At 65.3% G+C, this 23,932-nt stretch carries 39 protein-coding genes, 1 tRNA gene and 1 other RNA gene; 36 read left to right on the top strand and 5 right to left on the bottom strand.

Annotated features, from left to right (window positions below; all coding sequences use genetic code 11):
• Positions 1–188 precede the first annotated feature (188 nt).
• The 3 genes from guaB to FBT96_RS20165 form a co-directional block, all read right to left on the bottom strand.
• Complete coding sequence (guaB, locus tag FBT96_RS20175) at positions 189–1,637, bottom strand: IMP dehydrogenase (RefSeq protein WP_074553757.1); 1,449 nt, start codon at positions 1,635–1,637, stop codon at positions 189–191.
• A 68-nt stretch (positions 1,638–1,705) separates the two neighbouring features.
• Complete coding sequence (locus tag FBT96_RS20170; protein WP_136909828.1) at positions 1,706–2,671, bottom strand: TDT family transporter; 966 nt, start codon at positions 2,669–2,671, stop codon at positions 1,706–1,708.
• Between the two features lie 105 nt (positions 2,672–2,776).
• Positions 2,777–3,676, bottom strand: a complete 900-nt coding sequence (locus FBT96_RS20165; RefSeq protein WP_136909826.1) for a GNAT family N-acetyltransferase — start codon at positions 3,674–3,676, stop codon at positions 2,777–2,779.
• Positions 3,677–3,732: 56 nt separating this feature from the next.
• On the opposite strand from FBT96_RS20165, the gene FBT96_RS20930 reads away from it, so the two are divergent.
• From FBT96_RS20930 to FBT96_RS20140, 6 genes are all read left to right on the top strand, one after another.
• On the top strand, positions 3,733–3,891 hold the full coding sequence (locus FBT96_RS20930) for a hypothetical protein (protein ID WP_169583663.1): 159 nt from the start codon (positions 3,733–3,735) through the stop codon (positions 3,889–3,891).
• Positions 3,892–4,150: 259 nt separating this feature from the next.
• Complete coding sequence (locus FBT96_RS20160; RefSeq protein WP_136909824.1) at positions 4,151–5,275, top strand: outer membrane protein transport protein; 1,125 nt, start codon at positions 4,151–4,153, stop codon at positions 5,273–5,275.
• Positions 5,276–5,402: 127 nt separating this feature from the next.
• The gene (locus FBT96_RS20155; RefSeq protein WP_136909822.1) at positions 5,403–6,317 is read left to right on the top strand and encodes a DMT family transporter; all 915 of its coding nucleotides are present in this window, start codon (positions 5,403–5,405) and stop codon (positions 6,315–6,317) included.
• Between the two features lie 36 nt (positions 6,318–6,353).
• Positions 6,354–7,214 carry an ATPase gene (locus FBT96_RS20150; protein ID WP_136909820.1) on the top strand — a complete coding sequence of 287 codons (861 nt, stop codon included), beginning with the start codon at positions 6,354–6,356 and terminating at the stop codon, positions 7,212–7,214.
• Positions 7,215–7,251: 37 nt separating this feature from the next.
• Positions 7,252–8,172 carry a homoserine O-succinyltransferase gene (locus tag FBT96_RS20145; RefSeq protein WP_136909818.1) on the top strand — a complete coding sequence of 307 codons (921 nt, stop codon included), beginning with the start codon at positions 7,252–7,254 and terminating at the stop codon, positions 8,170–8,172.
• A 69-nt stretch (positions 8,173–8,241) separates the two neighbouring features.
• A tRNA-Val gene (locus FBT96_RS20140) sits at positions 8,242–8,317 on the top strand.
• 222 nt (positions 8,318–8,539) lie between these two features.
• Here FBT96_RS20140 and FBT96_RS20135 read toward each other — a convergent pair.
• Entirely contained in the window at positions 8,540–8,836 is a 297-nt protein-coding gene (locus FBT96_RS20135; RefSeq protein WP_169583661.1) for a hypothetical protein, read from the bottom strand.
• A 24-nt stretch (positions 8,837–8,860) separates the two neighbouring features.
• Positions 8,861–9,556 carry a S24 family peptidase gene (locus FBT96_RS20130; protein WP_136909814.1) on the bottom strand — a complete coding sequence of 232 codons (696 nt, stop codon included), beginning with the start codon at positions 9,554–9,556 and terminating at the stop codon, positions 8,861–8,863.
• Positions 9,557–9,641: 85 nt separating this feature from the next.
• On the opposite strand from FBT96_RS20130, the gene FBT96_RS20125 reads away from it, so the two are divergent.
• The 30 genes from FBT96_RS20125 to FBT96_RS19985 all read left to right on the top strand — a co-directional run.
• Positions 9,642–9,902, top strand: coding sequence for a hypothetical protein (locus FBT96_RS20125; RefSeq protein ID WP_136909812.1), 261 nt, complete (start codon positions 9,642–9,644; stop codon positions 9,900–9,902).
• A gap of 227 nt (positions 9,903–10,129) precedes the next feature.
• Positions 10,130–10,261, top strand: coding sequence for a hypothetical protein (locus tag FBT96_RS21500; protein WP_283234954.1), 132 nt, complete (start codon positions 10,130–10,132; stop codon positions 10,259–10,261).
• 117 nt (positions 10,262–10,378) lie between these two features.
• On the top strand, positions 10,379–10,657 hold the full coding sequence (locus FBT96_RS20120; protein ID WP_023912501.1) for a hypothetical protein: 279 nt from the start codon (positions 10,379–10,381) through the stop codon (positions 10,655–10,657).
• Between the two features lie 40 nt (positions 10,658–10,697).
• Positions 10,698–12,812, top strand: coding sequence for a DDE-type integrase/transposase/recombinase (locus FBT96_RS20115; RefSeq protein ID WP_136909810.1), 2,115 nt, complete (start codon positions 10,698–10,700; stop codon positions 12,810–12,812).
• A gap of 60 nt (positions 12,813–12,872) precedes the next feature.
• On the top strand, positions 12,873–13,613 hold the full coding sequence (locus tag FBT96_RS20110) for an AAA family ATPase (RefSeq protein WP_136909808.1): 741 nt from the start codon (positions 12,873–12,875) through the stop codon (positions 13,611–13,613).
• Positions 13,610–14,203 carry a hypothetical protein gene (locus FBT96_RS21115; protein ID WP_212635423.1) on the top strand — a complete coding sequence of 198 codons (594 nt, stop codon included), beginning with the start codon at positions 13,610–13,612 and terminating at the stop codon, positions 14,201–14,203. Before FBT96_RS20110 ends, FBT96_RS21115 begins: the two co-directional genes overlap by 4 nt.
• Positions 14,203–14,568 (top strand): hypothetical protein, encoded by a 366-nt coding sequence (locus FBT96_RS20100; RefSeq protein ID WP_136909806.1) that lies wholly within the window; start codon positions 14,203–14,205, stop codon positions 14,566–14,568. Before FBT96_RS21115 ends, FBT96_RS20100 begins: the two co-directional genes overlap by 1 nt.
• On the top strand, positions 14,568–15,026 hold the full coding sequence (locus tag FBT96_RS20095) for a hypothetical protein (protein WP_136909804.1): 459 nt from the start codon (positions 14,568–14,570) through the stop codon (positions 15,024–15,026). The genes FBT96_RS20100 and FBT96_RS20095 overlap by 1 nt, the downstream gene beginning before the upstream one ends.
• Positions 15,016–15,552, top strand: coding sequence for a host-nuclease inhibitor Gam family protein (locus FBT96_RS20090; protein WP_249306588.1), 537 nt, complete (start codon positions 15,016–15,018; stop codon positions 15,550–15,552). The genes FBT96_RS20095 and FBT96_RS20090 overlap by 11 nt, the downstream gene beginning before the upstream one ends.
• Positions 15,552–15,821 (top strand): YggL 50S ribosome-binding family protein, encoded by a 270-nt coding sequence (locus tag FBT96_RS20085; protein WP_136909802.1) that lies wholly within the window; start codon positions 15,552–15,554, stop codon positions 15,819–15,821. Before FBT96_RS20090 ends, FBT96_RS20085 begins: the two co-directional genes overlap by 1 nt.
• Positions 15,822–15,897: 76 nt before the next feature.
• Positions 15,898–16,176, top strand: coding sequence for an HU family DNA-binding protein (locus FBT96_RS20080; RefSeq protein ID WP_136909800.1), 279 nt, complete (start codon positions 15,898–15,900; stop codon positions 16,174–16,176).
• Positions 16,175–16,246: hammerhead ribozyme type II (locus FBT96_RS20075), an RNA gene on the top strand. Before FBT96_RS20080 ends, FBT96_RS20075 begins: the two co-directional genes overlap by 2 nt.
• Positions 16,247–16,252: 6 nt before the next feature.
• The gene (locus FBT96_RS20070) at positions 16,253–16,648 is read left to right on the top strand and encodes a hypothetical protein (protein WP_136909799.1); all 396 of its coding nucleotides are present in this window, start codon (positions 16,253–16,255) and stop codon (positions 16,646–16,648) included.
• Positions 16,645–16,932: a hypothetical protein gene (locus tag FBT96_RS20065; RefSeq protein ID WP_136909797.1), complete on the top strand. Its 288-nt coding sequence runs from the start codon at positions 16,645–16,647 to the stop codon at positions 16,930–16,932. Before FBT96_RS20070 ends, FBT96_RS20065 begins: the two co-directional genes overlap by 4 nt.
• Complete coding sequence (locus FBT96_RS20060) at positions 16,929–17,153, top strand: hypothetical protein (protein ID WP_136909795.1); 225 nt, start codon at positions 16,929–16,931, stop codon at positions 17,151–17,153. Before FBT96_RS20065 ends, FBT96_RS20060 begins: the two co-directional genes overlap by 4 nt.
• Complete coding sequence (locus tag FBT96_RS20055; RefSeq protein WP_136909793.1) at positions 17,150–17,371, top strand: hypothetical protein; 222 nt, start codon at positions 17,150–17,152, stop codon at positions 17,369–17,371. Before FBT96_RS20060 ends, FBT96_RS20055 begins: the two co-directional genes overlap by 4 nt.
• The gene (locus tag FBT96_RS20050) at positions 17,368–17,709 is read left to right on the top strand and encodes a hypothetical protein (RefSeq protein WP_136909791.1); all 342 of its coding nucleotides are present in this window, start codon (positions 17,368–17,370) and stop codon (positions 17,707–17,709) included. The genes FBT96_RS20055 and FBT96_RS20050 overlap by 4 nt, the downstream gene beginning before the upstream one ends.
• On the top strand, positions 17,706–18,335 hold the full coding sequence (locus FBT96_RS20045; protein ID WP_212635422.1) for a regulatory protein GemA: 630 nt from the start codon (positions 17,706–17,708) through the stop codon (positions 18,333–18,335). The genes FBT96_RS20050 and FBT96_RS20045 overlap by 4 nt, the downstream gene beginning before the upstream one ends.
• Positions 18,332–18,823, top strand: coding sequence for an ASCH domain-containing protein (locus FBT96_RS20040; protein ID WP_136909789.1), 492 nt, complete (start codon positions 18,332–18,334; stop codon positions 18,821–18,823). The genes FBT96_RS20045 and FBT96_RS20040 overlap by 4 nt, the downstream gene beginning before the upstream one ends.
• On the top strand, positions 18,813–19,007 hold the full coding sequence (locus tag FBT96_RS20035; RefSeq protein WP_136909787.1) for a hypothetical protein: 195 nt from the start codon (positions 18,813–18,815) through the stop codon (positions 19,005–19,007). Before FBT96_RS20040 ends, FBT96_RS20035 begins: the two co-directional genes overlap by 11 nt.
• Entirely contained in the window at positions 18,997–19,317 is a 321-nt protein-coding gene (locus FBT96_RS20030; RefSeq protein ID WP_136909785.1) for a hypothetical protein, read from the top strand. The genes FBT96_RS20035 and FBT96_RS20030 overlap by 11 nt, the downstream gene beginning before the upstream one ends.
• The gene (locus tag FBT96_RS20025; RefSeq protein WP_136909783.1) at positions 19,314–19,910 is read left to right on the top strand and encodes an MT-A70 family methyltransferase; all 597 of its coding nucleotides are present in this window, start codon (positions 19,314–19,316) and stop codon (positions 19,908–19,910) included. Before FBT96_RS20030 ends, FBT96_RS20025 begins: the two co-directional genes overlap by 4 nt.
• On the top strand, positions 19,907–20,278 hold the full coding sequence (locus FBT96_RS20020; protein ID WP_136909781.1) for a helix-turn-helix domain-containing protein: 372 nt from the start codon (positions 19,907–19,909) through the stop codon (positions 20,276–20,278). Before FBT96_RS20025 ends, FBT96_RS20020 begins: the two co-directional genes overlap by 4 nt.
• 102 nt (positions 20,279–20,380) lie before the next feature.
• Complete coding sequence (locus FBT96_RS20015; RefSeq protein WP_136909779.1) at positions 20,381–21,310, top strand: lysozyme; 930 nt, start codon at positions 20,381–20,383, stop codon at positions 21,308–21,310.
• A complete protein-coding gene (locus tag FBT96_RS20010) occupies positions 21,310–21,819 on the top strand; it encodes a hypothetical protein (protein WP_136909777.1) in 510 nt (169 codons plus the stop codon). The genes FBT96_RS20015 and FBT96_RS20010 overlap by 1 nt, the downstream gene beginning before the upstream one ends.
• On the top strand, positions 21,816–22,166 hold the full coding sequence (locus FBT96_RS20005; protein WP_136909775.1) for a DUF2730 family protein: 351 nt from the start codon (positions 21,816–21,818) through the stop codon (positions 22,164–22,166). Before FBT96_RS20010 ends, FBT96_RS20005 begins: the two co-directional genes overlap by 4 nt.
• A complete protein-coding gene (locus FBT96_RS20000; RefSeq protein WP_136909773.1) occupies positions 22,163–22,465 on the top strand; it encodes a VpaChn25_0724 family phage protein in 303 nt (100 codons plus the stop codon). Before FBT96_RS20005 ends, FBT96_RS20000 begins: the two co-directional genes overlap by 4 nt.
• 1 nt (position 22,466) lies before the next feature.
• Positions 22,467–23,078, top strand: a complete 612-nt coding sequence (locus FBT96_RS19995; protein ID WP_136909771.1) for a DUF3486 family protein — start codon at positions 22,467–22,469, stop codon at positions 23,076–23,078.
• A gap of 2 nt (positions 23,079–23,080) precedes the next feature.
• Positions 23,081–23,365, top strand: a complete 285-nt coding sequence (locus tag FBT96_RS19990; RefSeq protein WP_136909769.1) for a hypothetical protein — start codon at positions 23,081–23,083, stop codon at positions 23,363–23,365.
• A gap of 94 nt (positions 23,366–23,459) precedes the next feature.
• On the top strand, positions 23,460–23,932 hold a 473-nt coding region (locus tag FBT96_RS19985; protein WP_455769549.1), incomplete at its 3' end, for a phage head spike fiber domain-containing protein.

The raw sequence follows: 23,932 nt of genomic DNA, 5'->3' as shown, positions 1-23,932 counted from the left end.
GCTTAAGCTCGCCAAGCATTTCCGGGCCGGGTGACGATTTCGCCGCGGCATTGCCCGCGGCGACCCGCCGGGGGGCGCTGCCCCCCGGACCCCCCGGGATATTTTTGGCAATATAAAGGAAAAGCGGCCGGATCGTCCGCATGAAAAAGGCCGGGGGGGCCCCGGCCTTCGTTGTTTTGTCACAGGGCTCAGCCGATGCGGTAGTTCGGGCTTTCGCGGGTGATCTGCACGTCATGGACGTGGCTTTCCTTCAGCCCGGCGCCGGTGATGCGGACGAACTGGCAGCCGCCCTGCATCGAGGCCACGGTGGCATGGCCGGTGTAGCCCATCGCCGCGCGCAGCCCCCCCACCATCTGGTGAATGACCGTCGCGACCGGGCCCTTGTAGGGCACCTGGCCCTCGATCCCCTCGGGGACGAGCTTGTCCGAGGCCGCATCTTTCTGGAAGTAGCGGTCGGCCGAGCCGCGCGCCATCGCGCCCAGGCTGCCCATGCCGCGGTAGGATTTGTAGGACCGGCCCTGATAGAGGATCACCTCGCCGGGGGATTCGTCAGTGCCCGCGATGGCGCTGCCCACCATGGCGCAGGACGCCCCCGCGGCGATGGCTTTCGCGAAATCGCCCGAGAACTTGATGCCGCCGTCGGCGATGATCGGCACGTCGCCCGCGCCCGAGCAGGCGTCCATGATCGCCGAAAGCTGCGGCACGCCGACGCCCGCGACGATCCGCGTGGTGCAGATCGAGCCCGGGCCGATGCCGACCTTGACCGCATCCGCCCCCGCGCCGATCAGCGCTTTCGTCGCCTCGGCCGTCGCCACGTTGCCCGCGCAGACCTGAATGCCGGGGGCATAGATCTTGATCCGTTCGACCGCCTTCGCCACGCCTTCGGAATGGCCATGCGCGGTGTCGATGACGATCAGGTCGCAGCCCGCCTCGATCAGCGCGACCGAGCGTTCATAGCCCGCATCGCCCACGGTCGAGGCGGCGGCGACGCGCAGACGGCCCTTGTCGTCCTTGCAGGCCTGCGGGTGCAGCACCGAATGTTCGCTGTCCTTGAGCGTCAGAAGCCCGGTCAGCTTGCCCTCGGCATTCACCACCAGAAGCTTCTCGATCCGGCGCGCCTTCATCAGGCTCATCGCCTCGTCGCGGTCGGCCGGTTCGCGCAGCATCGCCAGATTCTCGCGCGTCATCATCGCATGCACCGGGGTCGCGTCATCGGTGGCAAAGCGCATGTCGCGGTTCGTCACGATGCCGACGACCTTGCCCGCCACATCGACGACCGGAAAGCCCGAGACGTTGTAGCGTTCGCGCAGCGCCTTCGCATCGGCCAGCGTCTGTTCGGGCGTGAGCGTGATCGGGTTGTAGACGATGCCGGATTCGAAGCGCTTCACCCGCCGCACTTCCGAGGCCTGTTTTTCCACCGTCAGGTTGCGGTGGATCACCCCCATGCCGCCCGCCTGCGCCATGGCGATGGCCATGTTCGCCTCGGTCACCGTGTCCATCGCCGACGAAAGCAGCGGGATGTTCAGACGGATCGAGCGCGTCACGCGGGTGGAAACATCGGCCTCCGAGGGCAGCACGCTTGAGGCTGCGGGAACCAGAAGGACATCATCGAAGGTGAGGGCCTCGCGAATCTGCATGGGGGACTCCATCGGCAGGGAACGGTTGGCACGTCCCTGTTTCATGGCTTGGCCCCCGACGCAACCCCTCAGGCGAGGGCGGCGCCGGTTTTCGGCGCCAGATCGCCCTTTGCCCACATCTTGTAAACGCGCGTCGCGAGGGCCGGGATGATCAGCGTCGCCGCGACCAGCGTCACCACGCCGGGCAGCCGCCAAAGATCGCCGAGCGACAGCCAGAGCGCCGCCGTCGCCGCCAGCGGGAAGCTCAGCGCCCCCCAAAGCGGCGTGAAACCCGCGGCCAGAAGCCAGCGCCCGCGCAACGCAAGCAGCGCCAAAAGCAGCGCCGCGCCGATGGCAAAGACCCAGGCCAGCGCGACCGCCCCCAAAAGCGCCGCCGTGGTGCCCAAAAGCGCCGCCGGGGCAAGATGGATCGCCAGGAGCGGGCGCAGCGGCGCGGGCACGGTCTCGCGGGAGAGTTGCTGCAGGGACAGGCTCCAGATCGCCAGCGCGCAGATCAGCGCGACCCAGAACAGCACCGCCGCCACCGTCGCAAGGCCAAGCTGCGCCGCCACCAGCGCCGCCACGATCCAGCCCGAAAACAGCAGATGCCAGGTCGGATTGACGCGGCGCTGCTCGGCCGGGCCGGTGGCGAAGACGTAAAGCATCGCCGCGCAGAGCCCCAGATGCAGCGCCCCCGCCCCGACCAGAATCGTCACGGCCGCGCCGGGCAGATAGGGGCCGAGGATCGCAGCGAGCAGGTAGAGCATCAGCACCCCGGCCGAGAGCCCGGCCCGGCCGGGCAGGATGCGCAGGTCCTCCAGCACGACCGCGGGGCGGCGCAGAAGCTTGCCCAGATAGGTCAGGAAGACGAAGCCGCACAAAAGCGTGACCGCCCCGCTCAACGCCTCGGCAAGGCCGGGGGGCAGATCGAAGACCAGCGCCGCCTTGCGCCAGCCAAGGGCGAGCGCCGCAAGGCCGAGGGCGGGCGGAAAGATCGCCGGAGGGGTGCGCCGCCATAGCCCGGGGGGCGCGGATTGCGGAAAAACAGGGGCCATCGTGTCGGTCTGCCTTGGCTGGGGCATGTCGGAAAGCGGGACATGCGGGATCGGGCGGAAATCTTGCAGAAGAGCTTCGGCAAAGAAAGGGCAAATCGGCGCCCGTCAGCCCCGGCCCGGCAGCACCCAGACCGTGGCGCCAAGCGCCTGCACCGCCGCGCCGGTGCCGAGCTTGAAGCGCATCAGCCCCGCCCCGGCCTCGGAATTGATGTCGCCCAGATCGAAGCAACGCACGCCTTGCGCCCGCAGCCGCAAGGCCGCCTGCCAGAGCAGCAGGTTATGCGCCCCCGCCGCCCGGCCCTCGGGCCCCGACCAGCCCAGATGATAGCTTGCCCCCGCCCCCGCCCGCAGCACCATCACCCCGGCCTGCCGCGGCGCCGCGGCGGTGCCCGCCGAGAGCACCAGCACCGATCCGGGGTCGCGCTGCGCCCAGGCGGCGACGAAACCGGGCGGCAGGGCACGATAGCCGCGGTCCTGGCGCTGCTGCGCCTCGGCGGCGATCAGCCAGTCCGCCGTGGGCTCGACCCTGACCCGCAGCCCCGAGCGTTCCGCCGCGGCCAGACGGTTGCGCCATTTCCCCTGCAGACCGACGCGCAGGGCGGCTTCCTCGGGGGTCAGATCCCAAAGCGCCTGATGGCGCGCGGTGATCAGCGGCACCATCCCCGGCCCCGCCACCGGTGTCTCGGGGGTGACGATCAGCAGCCCCGGCAGCGCCCGCGCCAAGGCCCGCAGCGCCCGCCGCCTTGTGTCTTCGCACAGGTCGGGGGCGAAGACCGGACCGCGGCTGCACAGCCACAGCCCGCCCCGCCCCAGCACCTGCGCCACCCCGATCCGCCGCCCCCCGGCGCCGATCTGCAGCCGCCGCAGCCCGCGTCCGGCCGCCGCCGCGATCGCGCCATAGACCTCCCGGGCCTGCAAGGCCGCCGCGGGCGAAAGTCGCGCCACCGCCGCATCGAAAGCCCCCGGTTCGGCTTGCGCAAAAGTCGTGATCTCGATCCTGTCCATGGCGCCATTAAAGCCCTGTTTACCTAATTCAGGGTTAATGCCCCCCGGAGGCCCCGATGACGCGCAAGAAAACTCCCCCGACCCCACCCCGCGCCACCCCCGAGATCCCGGCGCCGCGGCCGACGCTTTGGTTTGCGCTTGGCATCGCGGGCGCGCTGTCGGCCCTATGGTTGCTCGGGCTTGGTCTGTGGCGGCTGCTCGGGGCGCTGATCTGAGACCGGATCCGCACAACCCCGGCGTGCACCCTGCCCCGCCCCCGGATGCGGCGGCGCAGCGCAAAACTGCCGCCAGCCCTCGCACCCGCGGCAACTAAACCGTTGTGTTTACATTGTTTTGTGGCAGTTCGGCCACATGACCCAACGGCAAGCTCACGCGGACGTGACGTAAGGCCGCAGCCCGAATTGATTCACCTTAACAGCGTGATAGGGTCGATCCCGGGAGAAGAGTCCAACACGCTCTAGGGATGAGAATCACATGAAAAAAATACTGATGACGGCCAGCGCCCTTGCCCTTGGCGCGACAGCCGCCACTGCGGGGGGTATTGAACGGTCCAGCCAGTCGGTGGGGATCCTGTTCGAGAAAGGAAACTACGTCGAGTTGAACTTTGGCGGCTTCAGCCCGGATGTGAACGGCGTCGGCCTGAACGCTGCGAAGAATGGCCGAGACGCCCATTCTGGAGACATGGCGGGCGGCTACGGCACCTACAGCTTTGGATACAAGTTTGCACTGAACGACAAAATTGACGCCGCCGTGGTGCTTGAAAACGCGATCGGCGCGGATGTGAATTACCCGACGGGGACAGACTACTTCCTTCAAGGGGCCACGGCGACCATCGACAACACCTCGCTCACCGGGATGCTGCGTTATAAATTGCCGCAAAATTTCTCGATGATCGGCGGGGTTCGAGCGCTGCGGACCAGCGGTGTGGTCAGCCTGCCCTCGGTCGGCGCCTATCACATGAGTTCCTCGACCGAAACGGACTTCGGTTATCTTGTCGGCGTGGCTTGGGAAAAACCCGAAATCGCGGCACGCGTGGCGCTGACTTACAATTCCAAGATCACCCATGACTTCGATGCCCGTGAAACGAGCCTTTACACAGGCGGCGCAACGCGGGACACCGTCTTCTCGACCACGATCCCGGAGTCGGTGAACCTGGAATTCCAGACCGGCATCGCCAAGGATACGTTGTTGTTCGGCTCGGTGCGCTGGGTTCACTGGACACAGCTGCAAATCGCGCCGACGCATTACACGTCCCCTCCCGCCGATCGCGGCATGGGACAGGATCCGCTTGTGGCCTACAAGGACAATACGGTCACCTATGCGCTAGGCGTCGGACGCAAGTTCAATGACAAGTGGTCCGGTGCCGTCGTGCTCGGCTACGAGAAATCGTCCGGCGAGACCACGGGCAACCTCGGCCCGACCGACGGTTTCCGCTCGATCGCGCTGGCGGGCACCTATCAGGCGACCGAGAATGTCAAGGTCACCGTGGGCGTGCGCTATGTCGATATCGGCGATGCGACCACCAATCCGATCGTCAGCGGCAACTTTTCGGGCAACTCGGGCTGGGGCGCGGGCGTGCGCGTGGGCGTCAGCTTCTGATCTTTCCGGCAGGTCCGAAATTCACGAAAGGTCCGCTTCGGCGGGCCTTTCGCCTCTTTCCGGCAATTGTCCTTGGCACAAGTTCCGGGTGGCCCCGCCGCCCTGCCCCGGCTAGCGTGCGGCCATCATGACCACGACCCGCATCCCCCCGCTTGCCTGGGCGCTTCTGGCCGCCCTTGCCCTGATCTGGGGCACCTCCTTCCTGTCGAACCGCGCCGCGCTGACCGGCACCGGCTTTCTGACCACCGTCACCTTTCGCGTCACCGGCGGCGCGGTGCTTTTGTGGCTCTGGGTGGCGCTGCGCCGCCTGCCCCTGCCCGAAGATCCACGGTTCCTGATCCGCTTCCTGATCATGGGGGCGCTGAACAATGCCATTCCCTTCTCCCTGATCGTCTGGGGGCAGCAGCATATCGACAGCGGACTGGCCGCGATTCTCAACGCCTCGACCGCGCTTTTCGGCGTGCTGGTCGCCGCCGCGGTCTTTCCCGACGAGCCGCTGACCCGGCGCCGTCTCTCGGGGGTGGCGCTTGGCTTCGCGGGGGTGATCCTGGCCATCGGCCCGGCGGCGCTGAGCGGCTTCACCCTGACCTCGGCGGCGCAATGGGCGATCATCGGCGCCTCGATCAGCTACGGGTTTGCGGGCGCCTATGCGCGACAGGCGATCACCGGCCTTGCCCCCGAGGTCGCCGCCGCGGGCATGCTGACCGGCGGGGTGGTCTGGCTGGCCCCGGCGATGCTGATCTTTGAAGGCGTGCCGCGCTTCGATTACAGCGCCGAGGTCTGGGCCGGGCTGATCTGGCTCGCGCTTGGCTGTTCGGCGCTGGCCTATCTGATCTATTACCGCATCCTGGCGCTTGCGGGGGCGGGCAACCTGTCGCTTGTCACGCTGCTCATCCCGCCCGTCGCCATCGTCGCCGGGTCGCTGGTCTATCACGAACGGCTTGGCCCGCTGGCGCTTTTCGGCTTTGCCGTGCTGGCTGCGGGACTTTGGCTCACCAATTCGCAGCCAAAACCGCGTGACGCGCCGCGCGCCCCGCGCTAAACCCGGGCCGAACAAGGGCCAACCCCGGGGGCACGCATGATCTACGCAAACCGCGCCGACTGGCGGACCGCAAGCCGCAAACGGGTGCTGTTCTTCGGCATGTCCGGTCTGGGCAAGACCTATCTGGCCAACATGCTGCGCGCCGCCCCCACGGGCTGGTTCCATTACTCGGTCGATTACCGCATCGGCACGCGCTACATGGGCGAATATATCGCCGACAACTTCAAGCGCGAGGCGATGAAGAACCCGTTCCTGGCGGAACTGCTGCTCTCCGACTCGGTCTATATCGCCTCGAACATCACCTTCGACAATCTGGCGCCGCTCTCGACCTATCTGGGCAAGCCCGGCTCGGCGGCCAAGGGCGGGCTGACCTTCGAAGACTACATGATCCGGCAGAACCAGCACCGCGGCGCCGAACAGGCCGCGCTGATGGACACGACCTATTTCATCGACCGCTCGCAGGCGATTTACGGGCTGCCGAATTTCGTCTGCGACTGTGGCGGCTCGATCTGCGAGGTCGTCGACCCCGAGGACCGCGACGACAAGATCCTGCGCGAGCTGTCCGATCACCTGCTGATGGTCTGGATCGAGGGCAGCGCGGAGCATACCGACGAACTCGTGCGCCGCTTCGACCGCGCGCCGAAGCCGATGTATTACCAGCCCGCCTTTCTGGACCGGAAATGGCTGCAATACCGCGTCGAACGCGGCCTGCGCGAGGACGAGGTGAACCCCGACGATTTCATCCGCTGGACCTATCGGCAGGCGCTGGATCACCGTCAGCCGCGCTATGCGGCGATGGCGCGCAACTGGGGGATCAAGGTCGCTGCGTCAGATGTCGCCCTTGTGCGCGACGAGAAAGACCTTACATCGTTGATTGCCGCGGCCCTGCCGGCCTGAGGCCCTGTCGACCCGTCTGCCAAGTATCGGAACGAAAATGCCCATCACCCTGCCTGCCACGCTTCCCGCCTTCGACATCCTGTCGCAGGAAGGCGTGATGGTGATGACCCCCGAACGCGCGGCGCGGCAGGAAATCCGGCCGCTGCGGATCGGTCTGCTCAATCTGATGCCGAAGAAGATCCAGACCGAAAACCAGTTTGCCCGGCTGATCGGCGCGACGCCGATCCAGATCGACTTCCAGCTGATCCGGATGACCGAGCATCAGACGAAGAACACGGCGGCCGAGCATATGGCCGAATTCTACCGCCCCTTCGCCGAGATCGAGGCCACGGGCGAGCGGTTCGACGGGCTGATCGTCACCGGCGCGCCGATCGAGCATCTGGCCTTTGAAGACGTGACCTATTGGGACGAGCTGCAGCGCGTCTTCGACTGGACGCAAAGCCATGTCTTTTCGACCTTCGGCGTGTGCTGGGGGGGGATGGCGATGGCCTATCACTTCCACGGCGTGGCCAAGCACGGGCTGGACGCCAAGGCCTTCGGCTGTTTCCGCCACCGCAATCTGGCGCCGACCTCGCCTTACCTGCGCGGCTTTTCCGATGACGTGCTGGTGCCGGTGAGCCGCTGGACCGAGATGAGACACGACGAGCTGGACCGGGCGGGTCTGCGCACGCTGATCGCGGGCGACGAGACCGGCCCCTGTCTGGTCGAGGACCCCTGCCACCGCGCGCTTTATGTGTTCAACCATTTCGAATATGACAGCACGACGCTGAAGGACGAATACGACCGCGACGTGGCGGCGGGCAAGCCGATCAACGTGCCCGCGAATTACTACCCCGACGACGACCCGTCGCAGCTGCCGATGAACCGCTGGCGCAGCCACGCGCATCTGCTGTACGGCAATTGGGTGAATGCGATCTATCAGGACACGCCCTACGATCTGGCGAAGATCGGCGGCTGATCCGGCCCGAGAGGCCCGCCCAGATGCCCCTTGCGGTTGCGGCCCGCCGCAGGGTAAGAGCACCGCGAAGGGTGATTAGCTCAGTTGGTAGAGCGCCTCGTTTACACCGAGGATGTCGGGAGTTCGAGTCTCTCATCACCCACCACGAAATCATTTAATATCAATTACTTGCGCCAGATCACCCGGCCTGCTGTGTAGCAGTTCGTGGTATGGTCTGTGGTGCAGTTTCTCTCATCGACCCGATCCATCTGTAGCGCGACAAAAATACCGGACCAAAACGACAAAAATACCGGACTCGTCCACACCGGTCCACCGCGCGCAGCTATGCGCCAACCGCAACGGTATCGGAGCCGCAAGTCCTATCTGCTCAACGGTTTTCGGACAAAGCCGAACAAACTTTAGTCAGCGTTGAAATGTAATTCGACAGTGCCGAAGTCAGGTTCCCCACTGAGTTCTGCGCCGAAGAGGACAGCTCGGTCCCAACCTTGACAGTTTGCGCCGCGGCTGACCCACGCGCTGCCGCCAAGTTCGGCGCCATTTGGTCTTGCATGTCGTATGCCCATTCGAGCGCGGCAATGCACTGCCTGTGGTTGTTGAAGGAAAGGGGTTCGAGGCCGTAAGCATTAGCAGTCATCGGCACGGCAAGCGCAATCGAGGTGATCATAGCGAGGCAATTAGGTTTCATCGTTCAATCCTTGCTTGTGTGGCCCCACCAGACCACTTTTCCGATGATCTCGACCTGGCTCGCTGAGACGACTTGTGGCGCATAATCGGGGTTGTCTGAAAGGAGAATGACCTGATTTTCTTGCGGGCGCTCTATTCGCTTAACCTTGGCGCGCCCATCGTCGAGTAGCGCATACACAGGGCTGCGAAACTTGGTTTCCACGCTTCTTTGCCGAACGGGCACTTCCCGTTTGGACCGGTCAATCATCACCAGATCGCCATTCCAGATCGATGGCTGCATGCTGTCGCCATCGACCTTTGCCAGCGCCGCATTGCAGGGCGCAACGCCGATGCGCCTCAGCCAATCACGACGAAATGCCAGAAAGTCAATAATGTGCTCTGTTCCGTTTTCCGAACCATTGCCCGCCGCGAGAAATGCGGCATGAACCGGTACTTTTGCAAACTGTTCTATATCGGCTACTTGCGGCTCGTGATCGCTCGCCAGCTCACGTCTCGGTCCGATGTAAATCTCTAGATCCAGAGCTGTGCAGATTTCTTGAACCCGGGACAGCGTCGGCCCCGATCGCTTCTCACTGCGTACGACGTTTCGAATCGCATCGGGAGGGAGGCCGAAAGCCTTCTCAACCGCAAAAGCGTTAGTTTTCAGCGCCCTTAGACGCTCCTCGACAATGTGACCAAACTGTTTTCCGAGATCTTCCATGACTCGGTATTATTACCGAACATTCTTGGCTTGACTATCGGTAACGTTACCTTTTATGTTGATCGGTAACGATACCGGGGCAATCATGAATACCGAGCATATCATCCGACTCGCAGAGACCTACGGAAAGCACCTGAGCCTTGAGCTCTCGACCGTGTCGACCTACGCCGAAAATGACGGAAAATGGCTCATCGGCCTCAAGTCTGGCGCCAGCTGCACGCTGCGCCGCGCCGAGCGAGTTGTTCGCTGGTTCTCGACCAACTGGCCCGCGGACCTCGAGTGGCCGCGCGACATCCCGCGGCCGACGCCCGCGGCGGATGCCTCCCGCAAGCGGAGGGCCGCGTGATGTGCGCCGAGATCATCCCCTTTCGCTACGAGGCGGCGAGGACGCAATCGCGGGAATCTGGTTTCTTCATTCGGATCGTCTCCTTTTGGTTGTTGCAGAAGGTGATGAAGGTGCCGCGGGGTGCTTCTGACACCCCGCAGCACCGCCATTCTGCGGACTCCGCAGGGCATTACCACCCACAAGCCCTTGCGGGTGTTTCCCAAAAATCAACCGGAAGGAGCAGTGGCATGACCCTGTTTCGGACCATCGTGGCTGCCGCGCGGCGGCTGGAAGAGAGCTGGGTCGGTGATCTGCTCGGGGCGGTGAGCCTCTTTGTGACCGGCTATCTGCTGATCCTTTTCGCGGGGGTGCTGCAATGAACGACCGCGATCCCCGCTTGCCTCCCGGTTGGTGGCTGCTGCCCGCAGCCATCGTCAGCGCCCTGATGTGGGCCGCCTTTTTCAACGCCCTCGCGGGCCATTTCTGAGGAGACCGAGATGAAAGACCATCCGCAAAGCCCGCCGCCCGCCAATACGATCAATCCGAGCACGCTTTGGCGCCGGTCCATCGAGAACCTGCGCGAGGCGCGTCGTCAAGCGCCGATCATGATGGATTTCGAGGGTCGTGACGGCCGGACGCGGGATGCTGCGGCCGAGGCCTATGTCACCGCGGCCGAGGCTCTGGTGATCGATCTCGGGACGCTGCTCGAACTTGGGCAGCTCGAAGCGGTCGAGGAGTGCATGACCCTCGGCGGCTCCTGGCGCATCCCCGCCTGATCCCTTCCTTCGCGAGACCTTCAAGCATCGTTGAACGATCATGAAACGCTGGATGACCATCGCCGAGATCGCCGAGGCCGCGCTGCCCGGCCTGCCGCCGTCGCCCCGAGGAGTGGCGAAACGGGCGCAGTCCGAGGGCTGGGCGACGCGGACGACCCAGGTGCGCAAGCGCAAGGGCCGCGGCGGTGGTCTGGAGTTCTCGGTTGAACTGCTGCCGGACGAGGCCCGCGCCGAGCTGATCCGGCGCGAGGCGAACCCGGGCGAACCGGTCAACGTGATCACGCTGCGCGAGAATGACCCGCTGACCGGTGTCGAACGGGATCGGCGCGATGCGCGGCTGCATGTTTTGGGGGCACTCGACGAATTTCGGGCCGCGAACAATCTCGGCGTGCGCGATGCCGCGGCGCTTTTCCCGGATGCTTGGAATTGCGGCCTGATCGAAGCGCCGAAATCCGTCAGGGCATTTGTTTCGAAGACGAGCCGCACTCAACTTTTCGAATGGGCCGCCATCCGTCGCCGAGACGGTGACGATGCCTTGGGCATTGACCGCCGTGGACGCCCGGCCAAGATCGAGGCCGCAGCTGACGGCGCGGTGGTCACGGCCCTTCTGGGGGCGATCGCGAAGCAATCCTTCCTTTCGGCGGATCAGCTTGGTGCTTATCTGCGCGACCGCTTCGGCGATGCTCTGCCCACGATCAGCGAACGGACCATCCAGCGCGCCCGGACGAAATACGAGGCGGAACACCGCAACGCGCTGATGTCGATCCGCGACCCGGACCGGTTCCGATCCACGGTCGAACACAGCGCCACCAACTCGACCTTCGCCGCGGGCCTCAACGACCTTTGGCAAATTGACGCGTCGCCCGCCGACGTGATGCTGGCGGGCAAACGCCGCCACTCGATTTATCTGGCGATCGATATCTGGAGCCGCCGCGTGCGGGTGCTGGTCACCCGCTCGCCCCGCGCCGAGGCGGTGGCGATGCTGCTGCGCGCCTGCATCCTCGCCTGGGGCGTGCCGCGGCGCGTCAAGACCGACAACGGCAGCGATTTCAAGGCCAAGTCGATCACCCGCCTCTTCGCCGCGATGCAGATCGAACACGAGCTGTCCGCCCCTTACGAGCCGAAGAGCAAGGGAAACGTCGAACGCGCCATCGGCACCTTCCAGCGTGACCTTGCCACCTGCCCGGGCTTCATCGGCCACTCGGTCGCCGATCGCAAAGTCATCGAGAGCCGCAAGGCCTTCTCGAAGCGCCTCGGCATGTCAGAGCTGGATCTCTTCGACGTGCAGATGGACCTGCCCGAGTTCCAGCAATGGTGCAACGATTGGTCCGACAAGGTCTACGCGCACCGGCAGCACTCCGGGCTGAAAAAGCTCACGCCGTTCATGCGGGCGGCCAGCTGGCGGGGCGAGTTGCGCCGCTTGGAACATCCGAAGGCGCTCGACATCCTCCTCGCCCCGATCGCGGGCCGGGACGGGGTGCGCACGGTGGGCAAGCAAGGGCTGAAGATCGGCTCTGAACACTACCAGACCAGCGCCGCGCCGGTCGGCAGCGAAGTACTTGTGCGGATGGACCCCTGCGACCTCGGCCGGGCCATCGTCTTCTCGCTCGATGGGGAAACCTACCTTGGCGACGCCATCTGCCCGCACCTGGCGGGAGAGGATCCGGTGGAGGTCACGATGCGCGTCAAGGCCGCGCAGAAGGCACTGCTGAAGGAAGAAACCGACCGGATCAAAGGCGAGATGCGCAAGATCAGACCGCGCGATTTCTCGGATGCGCTGATCCGTCAGGGCGAAAAGCGGGCGGCGAACCTCGCCTACATCGAGCGCCCCGCAACCCCGTTCACGACGCCCGCGCTCGACGCGGCGAGGGCGGCGCTCGACGGGGCCACCCCGGCCGCACCCACCGCCTACGATCCGGTGGCTGTCGCGACACAGCTGGCCGAGGTGGTGCGCCTGCCCGCGCAGCGCCGCCCGATCCAGCAAGACCGGATGCAGGACCATTTCCGCCGCGCCATCGACCTCGAAGAGGCGATCGCGGCCGGGGAACAGATCAGCGAGGCCGATGCGGCCTGGCTGCGCAGCTATCAGCAGCACCCCGACTACCGGGGCGCGAAGCGGATTTTCGAGATCCACGGTCGACGGATGTTCGGCTGAGGAAGGTGCCGCCGGGAGCGTGCAGGCCCCACGGCGGCGAGCAGTGAAGTGAGGAAGAACATGACAGAGAGCAACAGGCAGTTCAACAGCGTCGCGCCCCTGCGCAACGTGGTGGCGATGGTGCAGCTCGTTGACCGCGTGATCTCGCGGGCGCCGACGCTGCCGGGCATGGCGGTCTTCTACGGGCCGTCGGGCTACGGCAAAAGCTCGGCCGCCACCTACGCGATGAACACCTTCGGCGCCTATTACATTCAGGCGGAAAGCACTTGGTCGAAAAAGAGCCTGTGCGAAGCGATCTCGCTTGAGATCGGCATCGAGCCCTCGGGCCGCATCGATCAGATGGTGCGGGCGATCTACCGCGAGATCAGCGCCACCGGCCGGCCGCTTCTGATCGACGAGGCCGATCACATCGTCGCCCGCGGCCTGATCGAGCTCGTGCGCGACATCTACGAGAAATCCGAGGCAAGCATCATCCTGATCGGCGAGGAAGACCTGCCGCGCAAGCTGATGCGCTGGGAACGGGTGCATGGCCGGATGCTGGCCTGGGTTGCGGCTGAACCGGGCACGATCACCGATGTGACGCTCCTGCAGGAGATCTACTGCCCGGGCGTCGAGATCGAGGAGGCCCTGAAACAGCGCCTGCTGACCGAGTCGCGCAACTCGATCCGCCGCATCTGCGTGAACCTCAACGAAATCGCGCTGCTCGCGCGTCGCAACGGCACGCAGACGATCACCGCGGCCGACTGGGGGCAAGGCAGCTTCTTTACCGGCGAACCGCCGCGCCCGCGGGGGCTGAAATGAGGAAGCGCGTCGATACCATGCAGAAGGAAGGCATGACGAACCCGCGCCAGACGATCTGGGATGCGATCCGGGATCTGGCGGGCGAGGATCTGAACGGGCACTTCACAGTCTCAGATGTCGTCGATCGCACCAAAACGCATCGCAATACCACGTCCGATTATTTCGCCTGCCTCGTGGCGGCTGAGTATTTGGCGCAGATTGTCGACACGCCGGACCGCTTCATCCTGCGCAAGGATGGTGGGGTGCATGCGCCTCGGGTGCGCCGCGACGGCAAGGCTGTCACCCAGGGCGCGGGCACCTTGAACATGTGGCGCTCGATGCGGGCGCTGTCGCAGTTCAGCTATCGCGACATCGCTCTGCATTCGACTACGCCGACCGTTTCGGTGAGCGAAGAAACGGCCAAGGTGTTCTGCGGGATGCTGCTCAACACTGGCTTCCTGCGCGTCGTGCAGAAAGCCGACCCAGTCAAAGGGCGCATCGCGATCTACCGGTTGATCCGCAACGATGGTCCCAAGCCGCCGCAGATCCAGCGCGTCAAGCAGGTCTTCGACCCGAACACCGGCAAGGTCTATCAGCGGGGGGCGAACTGATGTCCTTCGTCGAAACCGCTGAAAAGGCTTGGGGCAAGCCGCTGCCCGACTGGATCGCCGTGCTGGCCCGCCAGTGCGATGAGGGCACGCAACGCAAGGCGGCCGAGCGGCTGGGCTATTCCGCAGGCCTCGTCAGCAACGTGCTGCGCAAGAGTTACGCGGGCAATATGGCCGCTGTCGAGCAGTCGGTGCGCGGCGCCTGGATGGGCGACACCGTCGTCTGCCCGGCCATGGGCACGATCCCGTCGGATACCTGTCTCGATTGGCGGCGCAAGGCGAAGAAGTTCGCGGCAACGAACAACCATCGTGTCCGGATGTTCAAGGCCTGCAACGCCTGCGCCCGCAATCAGAAGGAGGGCGCGTGATGAACCAACCGCTCGAAGAGAGTGTGCGTGCATGCCTCTCGATCTACCGCGAACCCACGGTTTCTGAGGTTTCGCTCTGGGTGCTGGCGCTGCAGCCGTTCAGCCCGGGCGATGCGGAAATGGCCCTGGCCGAATGGGTGCGCAGCAATGATGCCGCCCCGACGCCCGCCGCCATCGTCCGGCTGATCGCGGCCGCGCGCCAGCCGACTACCCTGCGGGCGATCGCGGAGCGGGTTGCCGTCCGGCACGGCATCACGTTCGCGGAGCTGGTGGGGCGGATGAAGGCGCCCCACTTGGTCGACGCCCGCCGCGCAGCCGTTGGCGAGATGATGGCGGCGGGATTTTCCAGCGCTCAGATCGGGCGCGCACTGACCCGCGACAGCAGCTCTATCCGCCACCTTGCCAGTCAGATCAGCAACAAAACCAGCGCCGAGGAAGGGGATCACCATGTCCACTAAGCCAAAAAAGACCAAGGCCAAGGCGAGCGCCTTGCCGATCCCGCAAGACGACAGCGAGGCGCGCAGCGCCATCCGGGAGATCGGCGATCTGAACCGTCAGATCGCCCGTGCTGAAGCGGATCTGAACGACGAAATCGCGGCCCTGCAGGAAAAATACGGAAAGCAGGTCGAGCCGCTGCGTGCCGAGATTGAGGCGAAGACCGAAGGCCTGAAGATGTTCTGCGAGGTGAACCGCGATCGGCTCACGCGGGGCAACAAGGTCAAGTTCGCGCGCTTCACCACGGGCGAGATCAGCTGGAAGCTGCGGCCCGCGAAAGTGACGATCCGCAAGGTCGAAGAGGTGCTCGCCACGATCAAAAAGCTGGGTCTGGCCGCGCAGTTCATCCGCACCAAGGAAGAGGTGAACAAGGAAGCGATGCTGGCCAACCGCCCGCTCGCCAAGACGATCGCCGGTGTCACGATCGGCAGCGATGGCGAAGATTTCATCGTTGAGCCCTTCGAAACCGAATTGCCGGAGGGCGTGTGATGCGCGCGGACCAAGATAGCGGGAAGGTGCTGGAGGCGATGATCGTCGGTTTGGACGGTGCGCCCGACGAGAGCTTGCTGAACGTGTTTCAGGGCTATGGCGGCAGCGTCAGGTTTTCCAGCGGCACCCATATGGCGCGCCTTTGCAGGATCACCGCAAGCTGTACCGAGGGCGAGCGCGCCGCCGTCAAAGCATGGCTGCGCAAAGCGAAAGAGGTGCGGGACGCCAATGAAAAGCCCGCACCGCTCTGCATCCAGGACAACGCCTGACCCCATTCCCGGCCGCCCACCCGGCCGGGGCCAGCCCGCCACTCACGGAACACCCCGAAACAGACAGGAGGCCCAGATGGGCAAGACACCGACTTTCTCGAAATCCGACCTCGCCCGGACACTCTCGGAACCGCTCAATCTGCCCAAGAGCAAAGTCGAGGCGTTCATCGACGTCGTCTTCACCTCGATCCGCGCCCGGGCCGAAGCCGGTGCCACCGTCGCCATCGCGGGCTTCGGCCGTTTCGAGGTGAAAGCCAAGGCCGCCCGCGCCGGGCGCAACCCGGCCACCGGCGAGCCCATGCAGATCCCCGAGAGCCGCAAGCTGACCTTCCGTCCCTCGAAATCGAAAGCCTGAGCGAAACGCGCCCCGGGCAACCGGGCGCGTCGTCGGGGTGTTGTGGCCCCGGCCTGATGAGCAGCTGGAGGGTGGCATGGGATACGTTCACTTCGACTTCACCGAAATCGAAAGGCAGATGCGCGCCATGCGCGACGATGCCTTCGTTCAGGCGATGTCTTCGGCCACCAACGACCTGCAGCGGCAGGGGTTTGAGGCGCAAAACCGGTTCTTCGAGTCGATGCTCTCGGCACAGATCGAAATGCTCCGGATGGTGGCCGAGGGCCGCTCCCCGAAATTCGTCGGTCGCGTGATCGGCGCGCATGTCGGCAACATCATGATCAACGCGATCTCGGCCTCGACCGATCCGCGCGCCTTGGGCGATGCGATGTACGACGCCATGGGAAAGGCGATCCGGTCGCTTGCGGGCGAGGTCGAAGGGTTTCACTCGACCATGATCGAGGTCAGCGGTGAAGCCGGAGGGCGGGCGTGATGCTGATCATCACTCCCAAAGACGAGGGCACGCGCCTGAAGTGCTATTCCGCGACCACCAAGGGCACGGTCTCGATTGTCAAGATCGAGATCGAATGCACCGACCTCTGGGAATTCAACCATCTGCTGCACTCCCTCAGGGAGCTCGACACCGAGACGAAGGCGATGCGCGCGGCCAAGGCGGCGGCTGCCAAGCAGAAATCGCGCAAAGCCGAAGCCCAGGCACGTTTGGCACTGCCCGCCCCCGTCAGGGCGCTGCCGCCCCCGAACGGCGGTGACGCATGAGCGGCGTTGAGCGTCAGTTCTGGGAGAGCTTCGAGGGCTGGGCGCGGCGGCGTATGGCGAAGCGGCTGGCGCAGGCGGGCTATGCCCGGTGGATTATCTTGCATGGCGGGGGACGGAGGTGGTCCGCAGAGTGCCGCGAACAGATCGCCTGCGCCCGTGAAATGCGCCTTGGGCTTGCCGCTTCTGTGGCGCGCGGGTCGTCGCTGGGGTTGCCGGGATGACCGCTAAATTGCACCCCGACCTACCGATCCACCAGCGCATCGCTCTGATCGCCGAGGCGCTGGCCGTGGTGCTCGACCGCGGGCCGGAAATGGCGGTCGAGCATACCGGCCCCTATCCCGGAAACCTCGGCGTCTATGTGATCGGCGAGCCCTACGACGATAGCCGCGTGGTGCATCAGATCGACAACATCGCCCGCGAGCTGGAGGTGCTGTTGTGACCGCGAAATGGCGCTGCTCACTCGCATGGCGCCGCGGCATGGAGCCGCCGCCTGAAGGCATGCCGCGCGTCCTCTTGGCGGTCCTATGCGAAAAGCCTCACCCGTGCCCGCAAGAAATCCATGAACTTTGGCTTGAGATGGGGCCGGGCAGCGGCTGGTCGGTCGGCTGGAAAATGATCGAGCAGCGCCCTGTCCGCCGGTGGAGTGCCGAGGCCAAGGGGCGGGTCAGACAGCTGAACCTCCGCCGCCGGATCGAGAAACGGTTTCCGCTCTTTGCGGAAATCTTCATCGCGGACGAGCTCGCACGCCGTCCCCAGTATTTCAGAGGTGAAGCATGAGCGCCGTGAAAATGATCTACGCCGGAATCCGTGCCCTCGGGATCGAGGAGGAGGATGATCGGCGCGACCTCTATCAGCGCATCACCGGCAAGCGCCGCCTGCGCGAGATGACCCCGGCCGAAAAGAACGCCGTGGTGTCCGAACTGCGCCGCCTCGGCTTCAAGGTGGCGGCGCCGCCCCGCAAGCTCGATGGCCCCTTCGCCAAGAAGTTGCAGGCGCTCTGGATTTCCGGTTGGAACCTCGGCCTGATCCGCTCGGCCGACGATGCGGCGCTTCTGGCCTTCATCAAGCGCCAGACCGGCATCGATCACCCGCGCTGGCTGCGTGACCCGAAGCGGGCCGACAAGGCGATCGAGGCGCTGAAGGCCTGGACCGCCCGCGACGGCGGCGTGATGTGGGGCAATGCGCAGGGGTACAGCTGGCTGCGCCTTCCCGGCGCCCGGGTGGCCTGGGCGCAGTGGCGCAAGCTTCGGCCCGAGGCCACGCTGACGCAGTGGCAGCCGTTTTCTGCGGTGGTGCTGCAGGAGGTGATGGGCGGCCAGCGCGCCAACCTCGATGCCCTGACGGCGGCCGACTGGCGCAATGTCAACAACGCCTTGGGCGAGATCATCCGGGGGGCGAAATGACCATCCTTCGGTTTCACGAGAGGTTTGCAGACAAGATCATCGCCGGAACCAAGAGCCAGACGTTCCGGCGCGGCGAGGCCCGTTTTGAACCCGGCGACAGCGTGCAGCTGCGCCGACGCCTTGGCGATGGCCAGGCCGATGTAGATCTGATGATCCCGCCCTCGCTGGTCTGGCAGGTGCAAACGATGACAATCCGGTTTTCCGCCATTCGTGGGCTGGTCGAGACAATCTCGATCAACGGTGCCGCGCTTGGGCCGCTCGAGTCTGAAGCCTTTGCGATCCTCGAAGGGTTCGAGCCGATCGGCATATGGCAAGAGGCCGAAACCGCGCTTGAAGAGATGGGCCAGTTCTTCACGACGCTCTGGCCCGAACAGCGCGTGGTCACCGGGCACCTCATCCAATGGGTGCCGACGGGCGGGTTCGACCAAATCGCCGACAACCTCTTTGCGGCGGTCATGCTCGCGAAGGAGCGCCTCGATGTCGCATGACGTCCGCACCAAGGTCGTTGCCGAGATCCTGACCGAGGTCAGAGCGCGCTGCCCGCACTGGATCGGCGGCGAACCGCAGCCCTCGGATCTGCGCGGAATCGTCGGTGCGGTTCGGGCGCACACCCGGGCCGACGAAGCTCTGATCCGCCAGGTTATGGACGAGGTGGTCGGTCATGCCGTCTGAGGTCGAACTGCGCGCGGCCGTGGCGCTTGCGGTCGGGGACCGGGCGCTGCGAATGATCACCGAGCAATGCGATCATCTCGCCTTCAATGCCGATCTCGGGCGGCTTGAAGGGGTCTTCAAATCGCATGATGACAACGGCCTTCAGGAGTTCACGGTCCGGATCGCCCTGACCGAGCCCGCGGTGCCCTTCGGTGGCCGCGCCATCGTCGTCCACATGAGCAGCGACGACGGCTGGCAGATCGAGATGAGCGTCGTCATCCCCGCCAGAGCCTTGGCGGCGGCCGTGACCGGCGCGGAGGTGCGGGGATGATTTGGCCCTTCGAAACCCTGACCCCGATGAAATACGGCGCCATCCTGTGCGATCCGCCCTGGGCCTATGTGATGCGCTCGGAAAAAGGCCACGCGAAATCTCCCGAAGCGCATTACGGCACGATGAGCCCCGAAGAACTTGCAGCGCTGCCGGTCGGCCAGCTTGCGGGACCGGATTGCCTGATCTTCATGTGGTCGACCTGGCCGCACTTGAAGATCGCCCAGCAGCTGCTCGAAGACTGGGGCTTCGCCTACATCACGGGCGGCTCCTGGAACAAGCGCGGCCGGTTGGGCGGGGCGATGGTCGGCACCGGGTACTTTCTGCGGTCGAGCTGCGAACCCTTCCTGGTAGGCAAGATCGGCCGGCCGTCGCCGGGGTCGCGCTCGGTCACCAACCTGATCGATGCGGCCGAAATCCCCGACACGATCGAGGCGCTGCGGCGCGAGCATTCCCGCAAACCGGCCGAAATGCGCGAGATGATCGAGCGGCTGCTGCCCCGGGCCTATTGCTGCGAGCTTTTCGCGCGCGAGCCCTGGCCGGGCCATGACGTCTGGGGCAACGAGACCACCAAGTTTGCCGAGGGGACGCCATGACGAACGCGCCCAAGCCCCCCGCCCATGTCGAGCCCTATGTCCGGGTGCTGGGCGTCGATCTGGCGATCACGTTCCTGCTCGCCTTTGGTGGGGCCGAGCTCTACATCCCGGCCGTGCCGAACGGGCGATCGCGGCTGGTCGAAGTGATCGGCCGCGAGGCCGCCGAGCGACTGGCGGCGATCGCGCACACGCTGCCCAGGCGCGTGCCGACGGCAAAGCCCTGGATCGCCGCGGTGTTTGACTCAAGGGGCTTGCCTAGAGCCGACATTGCCCGCACATTGCACTCGTCAGATGTTGCGGTTCGCCGCTGGCTGTCTGGCCACCACTCGCATCGCGACCAGGACAGCAGGCAATTGCGCCTGTTCTGAGGACCGCCCCGCACACCGTTGTGGGCGGTTTTCTCATTTCAAATCAATCATTCTGAGCCCAATCCGAGGGCGGCCTGCGCCCTCATCCACATTGGGGGCAGCATGCAGACCAGCGACAAGGGGATCGAGGCACTCGCGCTCGAAGAGGGGGATGTCCTTCGGGCGTATCGGTGCCCCGCGGGCCGGTGGACCATCGGCATGGGGCTGACCGCAGCCTCGGGCGTGATCAAGCCGCGGCCGGGCATGGTGATCACCGCCCAGAAGTCGCGCGATCTGACTCGCAAGGCGCTGACGCGCAATTACGAGCCGCGGGTCACAACGTTCATGCCCGGCGCCAAGCAGCACGAATTCGACGCCGGGATCAGCTTCGACTGGAATACCGGGGCCATCCACAAAGCGACCTGGGTTCCGCTCTGGGCCCGCAAGGCGGGCGCCGCCGCGATTTCCGTCAAATTTCGGCTCTGGAACAAAGGTGGCGGCAAGGTGCTGCCGGGCCTCGTTGCGCGGCGTGAGCGCGAATTGCGCATCCTGATCGAAGGCATGTACCCGGTCTTGGCCGAGCCCTCGCGGCCGTCGGTGAGTACCGCGCGCTGGGTGCTGCAGCTGGATTTCGCCGAGAAACTGGCTGCCATGACAGCCCTCAACGATCTCGGCTACCTGGTCGGGCTCGATTCCGCGGCCATCCCCGCGGCCGAGATCCGGCGCTTCCAGAACGATCACGGCCTGACCGCTGACGGCAAGATCGGCCGCGCCACGCTCTCGACCCTGCAAAGGCGGATCGATGCCGCCGCCAAGACGAAGCCCGTCGCCCTGGCGGCGGTGGGCACGGCCGGGGCGTCGTCCGGCGCGACGGTGCCCCCCGGAACCTCCGAGGTGACCGACTGGATCGCCGCCCAACCCTGGGCGATGGGCGCCGCGGCCGGTGTCGTCGGGATCTGGGGCCTGTGGCTCGCCTGGCGCTATCGCGACGTGATCGCGGCCAAACTCGCCACTCGCGCGCCGCGCCTTGCCGCTTTCCTCCGGAGCATCTGATGTCCGCGCTTGTCACGCTTGCCGGTTCGGCCGGTCTGAAAATTGTCGAGAAGATCATCGCGAACAAGCTCGGCGACGGTGCCGGTCAGCTGGCTGGGGATGTGCTGGGCGCGATTGCCGAACAGGTCGGCGTGCCGGTCGATCAACTCGACCAGGCGGCCGAGGATCAGCCCGCGGCCGTCACCCGGGCTCTGCAGACGGTCGAGGACCGCAGCCCCGAGCTGATCGCGCTCTACGCGGCCGGGCTGGAACTGCAAAAAGCCCAGCTCGCGGCCGATGCGGCCGAGCCGCGCTGGATGCGCGCCTGGCGCCCGGCCGGGATGTATCTGCTGGGCCTGTTCTGGATCTGGTCGGTGATCATCGTGCACGTCATCAATGGCGCCGCGGGCACGGCTCTCCCGCCGGTGCCGCTCGACCAACTGGTGCAGATTTCGGGGCTCTACATGGGGCTCTACATGGGCGGTCACACGATCAAGGACGCGATGACCAAGTGGGCGGGGGCGAAATGACGGAACCCCTCGACATCGGGCCGCTGGTCGTCTGGGCCGCTGGCGCGTCGACGCTGATCTCTCTCGGCACGACCGTCTTCGCCTGGCTGACGGCTGGCTCTCGCAAGAATGACGCACGCCTCGATAAGCTCGGCGTCCGCGTCGACGAGTTGGAGCGCGAAGTCCAGACGCATGGCGACAAGATCGATCAGCTGCCCAACCAGGAGATGATGCACCGCCTCGAACTGAGCCTCGTCCGGATGGAGGGGCACATCGATCGGATGGACGAGCGGTTGAAACCGGTCGCCGCCATTGCCGAGCGCATGCAGGAACTGATGCTCGAACAAGCCAAGGGGGCCGGGAAATGACCGATATGCAGACCCTGATCCGGGAACAGGCCCGCCTGATCATCCTGAAGGCGCTTGTGCAACAGGTCGACGAAACGCTGAACTCCGATCTGATGATCCCCGAGCTGCGGGCCTTCGGCATCCGCAAATCGCGCGAGTGGGTGCATGACGAACTCGCCTGGCTCAGCGAAATGGGCGCGGTCACCACCGTCCCGGTCGGCACGATCATGGTGGCGACCTTGACTGACAAGGGCCATCGCCACCTCGACCGCGAAATCGCGATCGAGGGTATCCAGCGCCCGTCGCGGCCGGGAGGCTGAAATGGCCGAGACCAGCCGCGGCCGCGGGCGCCTGTCTTCGATCGACCTCATGCCGTCCGAGTGTGACGGGATCATCGCCTGGGCGGCGCAGGAACTGGGCAACCGCGAGCGCACCCAGACCGAGATCTACGCCGAATTCGTCGAACGGTGCGAGGCGCTGATGCGCGAGCATCGCGGCGAGCTTGAATTCAAGATCCCGGCCTTCAGCTCGTTCAACCGTTACGCCATCCGCATGGCGCGGTTGACGCGTCGGCTCGATCAGACGCGGGCGATCGTCTCCCAACTGGCCGACCGTTTCGACCCGGCCGACGCCGACAACCTGACGGTGATGGCGGCCGAGACGATCAAGGCGCTCGTGCTGCAGATGCTGGCCGAGGCAGACGAGGACAGCGTCGATCCGCTCGGCGTGATGCAGCTGGCCGCTGGGTTCAAGAACGCTGTGCAAGCGCAAAGCATCTCGACCGATCGGCGCCGCAAGGCCGAGGCCGACATGGCGAAAAAAGTCGATCAGGCCGTGACCGCCGTCGCGAAGGCCAAAGGAATGACCGCCGAAACGGCCGAGGCGATCAAAGCGCAAATTCTGGGGGTTCAAGCCCCGCAAAACGGAGGTTGATCATGCCGCGCGCTGCCACTGTGCCCGTTCCCGCCCGCACGTTTGTTGCCCTGACCACCGCCGATGTCACCCGGGCGCGAGTGCAAAACCCCACGAATACCCCGGTGCGCCTGATCGGGACCACGACGGACGCCGCACCCGCAGGTCTTGACGGTGCGCTGTGGCTCTTCGCCCGGCAAACCTTCTCGGCCGATATCCTCTTCGAACACATTTGGCCTGATGCGGGCATCAAGCGGCTCTGGGCCTGGTCGGAGGGAGCGGCAGCTCTCGAAGTCGCTCATGGGTGACTGGTTGGGCAACGACTTTCGGCTTCCGGGGCCTGGCCGATCACGGTCATTTGCAAGCGGCAAACACGTCATCGCAGGGGTGTCGCCCGTAGCTTTGCTCGACTTCGAGCAGGGCATCTATACCACGCCGCTGGTCCTCACCCGGGCCTCGACAGCGACGTATTTCGACGCCTCCGGTGCGGTGCAAATTTCAGCCGCAGATGCCGCCAGGTACGATTACAGCACTGGGCGGAGGGCGCTTCTGCTTGAGGCATCCGCGACCAACCTGCTGCCCAACAGCGCGCAGTTCGATGCCGCGTCCTGGGGGAAAACCCGGGCCAGCGTGCTGGCAAATGCCGCGCTGGCCCCGGATGGCACCATGACGGCCGACAAGCTTGTCGAGGACACCAGTAACAACAGCCACTTCGCGGCCCGCCCCGGAACGCAGATCGCGGGGGGGACGGCGGTTACGGTCTCGATCTTCGTCAAGGCCGCAGAGCGTCGGTGGTTCGCCCTGCCGACATCCGACAGCGCGAATGTCTTCCGCACCTCCTATTTCGACCTGCAAACCGGGACGCTCGGGGTGGT

Origin of the sequence: Rhodobacter capsulatus, assembly GCF_005144475.1 — a bacterium.
Classification (GTDB): domain Bacteria; phylum Pseudomonadota; class Alphaproteobacteria; order Rhodobacterales; family Rhodobacteraceae; genus Rhodobacter; species Rhodobacter capsulatus_C.
The sequence above is the reverse complement of the archived record's forward strand: the minus strand, read 5'-3'. Positions and strand labels throughout refer to the sequence as shown.

Bases quoted from the DNA above. Each gene is read 5' to 3' on its own strand.
- guaB (WP_074553757.1), bottom strand. From the start codon at position 1,637: ATGCAGATTCGCGAGGCCCTCACCTTCGATGATGTCCTTCTGGTTCCC.
- FBT96_RS20170 (WP_136909828.1), bottom strand. From the start codon at position 2,671: ATGGCCCCTGTTTTTCCGCAATCCGCGCCCCCCGGGCTATGGCGGCGC.
- FBT96_RS20165 (WP_136909826.1), bottom strand. From the start codon at position 3,676: ATGGACAGGATCGAGATCACGACTTTTGCGCAAGCCGAACCGGGGGCT.
- FBT96_RS20930 (WP_169583663.1), top strand. From the start codon at position 3,733: ATGACGCGCAAGAAAACTCCCCCGACCCCACCCCGCGCCACCCCCGAG.
- FBT96_RS20160 (WP_136909824.1), top strand. From the start codon at position 4,151: ATGAAAAAAATACTGATGACGGCCAGCGCCCTTGCCCTTGGCGCGACA.
- FBT96_RS20155 (WP_136909822.1), top strand. From the start codon at position 5,403: ATGACCACGACCCGCATCCCCCCGCTTGCCTGGGCGCTTCTGGCCGCC.
- FBT96_RS20150 (WP_136909820.1), top strand. From the start codon at position 6,354: ATGATCTACGCAAACCGCGCCGACTGGCGGACCGCAAGCCGCAAACGG.
- FBT96_RS20145 (WP_136909818.1), top strand. From the start codon at position 7,252: ATGCCCATCACCCTGCCTGCCACGCTTCCCGCCTTCGACATCCTGTCG.
- FBT96_RS20135 (WP_169583661.1), bottom strand. From the start codon at position 8,836: ATGATCACCTCGATTGCGCTTGCCGTGCCGATGACTGCTAATGCTTAC.
- FBT96_RS20130 (WP_136909814.1), bottom strand. From the start codon at position 9,556: ATGGAAGATCTCGGAAAACAGTTTGGTCACATTGTCGAGGAGCGTCTA.
- FBT96_RS20125 (WP_136909812.1), top strand. From the start codon at position 9,642: ATGAATACCGAGCATATCATCCGACTCGCAGAGACCTACGGAAAGCAC.
- FBT96_RS21500 (WP_283234954.1), top strand. From the start codon at position 10,130: ATGACCCTGTTTCGGACCATCGTGGCTGCCGCGCGGCGGCTGGAAGAG.
- FBT96_RS20120 (WP_023912501.1), top strand. From the start codon at position 10,379: ATGAAAGACCATCCGCAAAGCCCGCCGCCCGCCAATACGATCAATCCG.
- FBT96_RS20115 (WP_136909810.1), top strand. From the start codon at position 10,698: ATGAAACGCTGGATGACCATCGCCGAGATCGCCGAGGCCGCGCTGCCC.
- FBT96_RS20110 (WP_136909808.1), top strand. From the start codon at position 12,873: ATGACAGAGAGCAACAGGCAGTTCAACAGCGTCGCGCCCCTGCGCAAC.
- FBT96_RS21115 (WP_212635423.1), top strand. From the start codon at position 13,610: ATGAGGAAGCGCGTCGATACCATGCAGAAGGAAGGCATGACGAACCCG.
- FBT96_RS20100 (WP_136909806.1), top strand. From the start codon at position 14,203: ATGTCCTTCGTCGAAACCGCTGAAAAGGCTTGGGGCAAGCCGCTGCCC.
- FBT96_RS20095 (WP_136909804.1), top strand. From the start codon at position 14,568: ATGAACCAACCGCTCGAAGAGAGTGTGCGTGCATGCCTCTCGATCTAC.
- FBT96_RS20090 (WP_249306588.1), top strand. From the start codon at position 15,016: ATGTCCACTAAGCCAAAAAAGACCAAGGCCAAGGCGAGCGCCTTGCCG.
- FBT96_RS20085 (WP_136909802.1), top strand. From the start codon at position 15,552: ATGCGCGCGGACCAAGATAGCGGGAAGGTGCTGGAGGCGATGATCGTC.
- FBT96_RS20080 (WP_136909800.1), top strand. From the start codon at position 15,898: ATGGGCAAGACACCGACTTTCTCGAAATCCGACCTCGCCCGGACACTC.
- FBT96_RS20070 (WP_136909799.1), top strand. From the start codon at position 16,253: ATGGGATACGTTCACTTCGACTTCACCGAAATCGAAAGGCAGATGCGC.
- FBT96_RS20060 (WP_136909795.1), top strand. From the start codon at position 16,929: ATGAGCGGCGTTGAGCGTCAGTTCTGGGAGAGCTTCGAGGGCTGGGCG.
- FBT96_RS20055 (WP_136909793.1), top strand. From the start codon at position 17,150: ATGACCGCTAAATTGCACCCCGACCTACCGATCCACCAGCGCATCGCT.
- FBT96_RS20045 (WP_212635422.1), top strand. From the start codon at position 17,706: ATGAGCGCCGTGAAAATGATCTACGCCGGAATCCGTGCCCTCGGGATC.
- FBT96_RS20040 (WP_136909789.1), top strand. From the start codon at position 18,332: ATGACCATCCTTCGGTTTCACGAGAGGTTTGCAGACAAGATCATCGCC.
- FBT96_RS20035 (WP_136909787.1), top strand. From the start codon at position 18,813: ATGTCGCATGACGTCCGCACCAAGGTCGTTGCCGAGATCCTGACCGAG.
- FBT96_RS20030 (WP_136909785.1), top strand. From the start codon at position 18,997: ATGCCGTCTGAGGTCGAACTGCGCGCGGCCGTGGCGCTTGCGGTCGGG.
- FBT96_RS20025 (WP_136909783.1), top strand. From the start codon at position 19,314: ATGATTTGGCCCTTCGAAACCCTGACCCCGATGAAATACGGCGCCATC.
- FBT96_RS20020 (WP_136909781.1), top strand. From the start codon at position 19,907: ATGACGAACGCGCCCAAGCCCCCCGCCCATGTCGAGCCCTATGTCCGG.
- FBT96_RS20015 (WP_136909779.1), top strand. From the start codon at position 20,381: ATGCAGACCAGCGACAAGGGGATCGAGGCACTCGCGCTCGAAGAGGGG.
- FBT96_RS20010 (WP_136909777.1), top strand. From the start codon at position 21,310: ATGTCCGCGCTTGTCACGCTTGCCGGTTCGGCCGGTCTGAAAATTGTC.
- FBT96_RS20005 (WP_136909775.1), top strand. From the start codon at position 21,816: ATGACGGAACCCCTCGACATCGGGCCGCTGGTCGTCTGGGCCGCTGGC.
- FBT96_RS20000 (WP_136909773.1), top strand. From the start codon at position 22,163: ATGACCGATATGCAGACCCTGATCCGGGAACAGGCCCGCCTGATCATC.
- FBT96_RS19995 (WP_136909771.1), top strand. From the start codon at position 22,467: ATGGCCGAGACCAGCCGCGGCCGCGGGCGCCTGTCTTCGATCGACCTC.
- FBT96_RS19990 (WP_136909769.1), top strand. From the start codon at position 23,081: ATGCCGCGCGCTGCCACTGTGCCCGTTCCCGCCCGCACGTTTGTTGCC.